Annotated in this window: 5 protein-coding genes; all 5 read right to left on the reverse strand. The window is 61.9% G+C overall.

Annotated features, from left to right (window positions below):
* Positions 1-183: Sec-independent protein translocase protein TatB (tatB, locus tag Q0349_RS10105; RefSeq protein WP_298080783.1), on the reverse strand; the 183-nt coding region annotated here is incomplete at its 3' end.
* A 9-nt stretch (positions 184-192) separates the two neighbouring features.
* Entirely contained in the window at positions 193-426 is a 234-nt protein-coding gene (locus Q0349_RS10110; protein ID WP_298080785.1) for a Sec-independent protein translocase subunit TatA, read from the reverse strand.
* A gap of 125 nt (positions 427-551) precedes the next feature.
* The gene (gene pta / locus Q0349_RS10115) at positions 552-2,639 is read right to left on the reverse strand and encodes a phosphate acetyltransferase (protein WP_298080786.1); all 2,088 of its coding nucleotides are present in this window, start codon (positions 2,637-2,639) and stop codon (positions 552-554) included.
* 10 nt (positions 2,640-2,649) lie between these two features.
* Positions 2,650-3,834, reverse strand: coding sequence for an acetate kinase (locus Q0349_RS10120; protein ID WP_298080787.1), 1,185 nt, complete (start codon positions 3,832-3,834; stop codon positions 2,650-2,652).
* On the reverse strand, positions 3,773-4,037 hold a 265-nt coding region (locus Q0349_RS10125; RefSeq protein WP_298080788.1), incomplete at its 5' end, for a hypothetical protein. The genes Q0349_RS10125 and Q0349_RS10120, both read right to left, overlap by 62 nt.

Consider the following 4,037-nt stretch of genomic DNA (forward strand, 5'->3'; position numbering starts at 1 on the left):
TTTGCGCATATCGTCGAGGTCAAGTTCGCGTTCGATGTCGGCGCGCACGTCACTGAAGGCGCGGCGGATTTTGCGCACGGTGATGACGGCGGTGCGCACCACTTCGGGCAGGCGCTGCGGCCCGATGACGACGATGCCGATAACGCCCAAGACGACGAGTTCGGAGAAGCCGATGTCAAACACGGCGCGGCCTTAGCGGGTTTTTTCTTCTTCGCGCCGCGCTTCGCCTTCGATGATGCGGGTGTCGGCGGCATCGGTTTTTTGGTGTTCGAGTTTGTCGGCGGGTTTTTCGTCTTCTTTCATCGCGTTTTTGAAGCCTTTGATGGCCTGGCCGAGGTCGGCACCGACGTTACCGAGTTTTTTGGTACCGAAGATGGCGACGACGATGATGAGGACGATGAGGAGTTGGATCGGGCTGATTCCCATAGGGTTTCCTTGTGGTGTGTGGTGGGTTTTGGATGTAATCCGATTATGGATTTATGGTTTTGCCGCTGTGCGACTGCTTCACCTCCCCTCCCCCGCTGCGCAGGGGAGGGGGAGAAAGGTGGGGTTTAGGAATGTGCCGCTTGAACGGCGGTGATGGCGATGGTGTAAACGATGTCATCAACCAGCGCGCCGCGCGAGAGGTCGTTCACCGGTTTGCGCATCCCTTGCAACACCGGCCCCATCGAGATGGCGTTGGCGGAGCGCTGCACTGCCTTGTAGGTGGTGTTGCCGGTGTTGAGGTCGGGGAAGATGAAGACGCTGGCTTGTCCGGCGACCGGGCTGTTCGGCGCTTTTTGTTTGCCGACGGATTCGACGGCGGCGGCGTCGTATTGCAGCGGGCCGTCAACGAGGATGTCCGGCCGCAGTTCGCGCACTTTGGCGGTCGCTTCTTTGACTTTTTCGACGTCCGCGCCGGAGCCGGAGCTGCCGGTGGAGTAGGAGATCATCGCCACGCGCGGCTCGATGCCGAAGGCTTTGGCGCTGTCGTTGGACTGGATGGCGATTTGCGCGAGTTCGTCGGCGGTCGGGTTGGGGACGATGGCGCAGTCGCCATAGACCAGCACTTGGTCGGGCAGGCACATGAAGAAGACGGAGGAGACCATGCTCGCGCCGGGCGCGGTTTTGATGATTTGCAGCGGTGGGCGGATGGTGTTGGCGGTGGTGTGCACCGCGCCGGAGACGAGGCCATCGACTTCGCCCGCTTCCAGCATCATCGTGCCGAGCATGACGCCGTCGCTCAGGGCGTCGCGCGCCTGTACTTCGGTCATGCCTTTGGCTTTGCGCAGTTCGACCAGGCGGGCGACGTATTTTTCGCGCACGGCATCGGGGTCAATGATGGTGATGTTGTCGCCCAGTTTGACGCCTTGTTGCGCGGCAACGGCCTGCACGCTTTCGGGTTTGGCGAGGAGGACGCAGCGCGCCATGTTGCGTTCGGCGCAGATGCTGGCGGCAACGACGGTGCGCGGTTCGTCGCCTTCGGGCAGGACGATGGTTTTTTGCGCGGCAATGGCGCGCTGCACAATCTGGTAGCGGAAGGCGGCGGGCGAGAGGCTGACGCTGCGCGCGCTGCGGAGGTAGTCGGCGAACCAGTCGTCTTTGATGCTGTCGGCGATGTATTCTTTGGTGTCGCGGATGCGCTGTTCGTCATCGACCGGGATGTAGCGGTTGAATTTTTCGATGAGTTTGCTGATTTCCCAGCTGCTGGTGCCGAGGTGCAAGACGGGCAGTTTGGCTTCTTCGATCAGCGGCTTGCACAGGTTCATCACCACGTCGGAGGCGGGCAGCGGCCCGGTCAGGACGAGGCAGGCGAGGTGGTTACCGGCGCGTGCGGAGATGGTCGCTGCCATCAGCGCGTCGTCGCGGTCAGCGGGGAGGAAGATGCAGTAGCCGGGACGGAGGAAGTCGGCGGCGTTGGCCGGGGTGCGCGCAAAGAGGACGTAGTCGAGGATGCGGCGGCTGTTGCTTTCGCCTTCAAAGAGGACGGTGGCGCCGAGGTGCTGTTGCAGGTCGCTGACGCGCGGCGCGGCGATTTCCGCGCGGCTGCCGATGACGCCGAGCAGTTTGAAGTGGTCGTTGAACACTTTGCTGCGCGCGATTTCGTCGCGGCTGAGCGCGCCTGCGCCGTCGGCGTAGTTCACGATGGCGCCGAGCAGGTGGCCTTTGTCGTAGCCGCCGAAGGTGTTGGCGGCGAAATCGAGGCGGTTTTCGAGGCGGGCGAGGCTGGAGACGCGCGCGTCAGCCAAGAGGATGACGTCGGCACCGAGCGCACGGGCGATTTGCCGGTTGCATTCGCCGGCGTAGGGTACGTTCGGCGTTTCCAGCAGGCCTTCCATGATGACGACGTCGGCGTCGCCCTTGGCGGCCTCAAAGTTCTGGATGACGGTTTCCATCAGTTCGTCGAGGTTGCCCGCATCCAGCGCCTGTTGCACCGCTTCGGGGCGGATGACCAGCGCGTCGTCGCCGACCGCGCGCGAGGAATGCAGCAGCACGGCGCGGCTGTGGTCGATGTTCTGCCCTTCGATGTCGTATTGCATCACCGGTTTGTGGAAGCCGACCTTGACGCCCTTGCGGTCAAGGGCGTGGTAGAGGCCGAGCACGGCGGAGGTGAGGCCAATGCCGGGGTGGGTAGCGACGACGAGGATTGCTTTTACCATGATGTCCTCCTTAGGCGCTGAGCGCATCGGTATCGCGGGCGATCATCAGCTCCTCGTTGGTGGCGATGACCCAGATTGGCTTGCTGCCCGGCGCGGCGATATTGCCTTCCTTGCCACGGGTGGTGTCGTGGTTTTTCTGCTCGTCGAGCTTGAAGCCGAGAAATTCGAGCAGGGCGACGGATTTCTCGCGTACCAGCCAGGAATTTTCGCCGATGCCGCCGGTGAAGACGATGGCGTCCGCACCGCCGAGGCCGACCATCTGCGCCGCTAGATTCTTGGCGAGGCGGTAGCAATAGACATCCATGGTGCGAATTGCCGCTTCGTCGCCCTTGGCGTAAGCCTCTTCAATAGTGCGGCAATCGTTGGAAAGGCCGGACAAACCGAGCAGGCCGGACTGCTTCCACAGCATATCGTCCACTTCCTTCGGACTCATCCCCATCTGCCCGGTGAGAATGCCGAAAATCGCCGGGTCAACATCGCCGGAACGGGTGCCGTGTACCACGCCTTCGAGCGGGGTCAGCCCCATCGTCGTATCCACGGAATGATCGAAATCGACGGCGGCGAGTGAGGCGCCATTACCGAGGTGGGCAACCACCGCTTTCGGTTTGGCGATGCCGAGTTTTTCCGGCAGCTGGCTGGCGATGTAGCGGTAAGAAGTGCCGTGGAAACCGTAGCGGCGGATTTTGTTGTCGCTGTAGAGCTTGTACGGCAGAGCGTAGAGGAAGGCGCGCTGCGGCATATGCTGGTGGAAAGCCGTATCAAAAACAACGACCTGCTTCAGGTCGGGGAAGGCTTCGCGTGCGGCGTCGATACCGGTGACGTGCGCCGGATTGTGCAGTGGCGCGAGGCGGATGCAATCGACAATCTTCTCGCGCACATCATCATCGACCAGCACCGACTCGGCGAAATACTCGCCGCCGTGGACGATGCGGTGGCCGACCGCTTTGATTTTGTCCATCAGCCCTTCTTTGTGCAGCGCGGCAACAATGTGGCGCAGCGCTTCCTGGTGCGTACCGGGATCCAGCGTTTCTTCGAGTTTGTCGCCCTTGGCGTTCTTGATGGTGATGTTGCCGATGCCGCCGACGCCCAGGCGTTCGGCCAGACCCTTGAGCGGCTCCTCGCCGTTTTCCGGGTTAATGACAGAGAATTTCAGGCTGGAAGAGCCGCAGTTCAGAACAAAAATATAGTGGGACATGATGATTCCAGTGGATTAAAAAGCGGCGCGATTGTAGCAAAAAAGCGGGGCGGGCGGGCGGCGGCGGGCGGGAAGCCAGGCATGGCGCGGGTTTTTGGCGCGAACGGGAAAAATGCGCCTCATTGCTCATGATTCCGTTGGCGCCAGGGCTGTTTACAATTTGAAAAATCCCCCTCCCCTGCAGGGCGAAGCCCGCAGCGGGG

The organism is uncultured Cardiobacterium sp. (genome assembly GCF_938028185.1).
Taxonomy (GTDB): Bacteria; Pseudomonadota; Gammaproteobacteria; order Cardiobacteriales; family Cardiobacteriaceae; genus Cardiobacterium.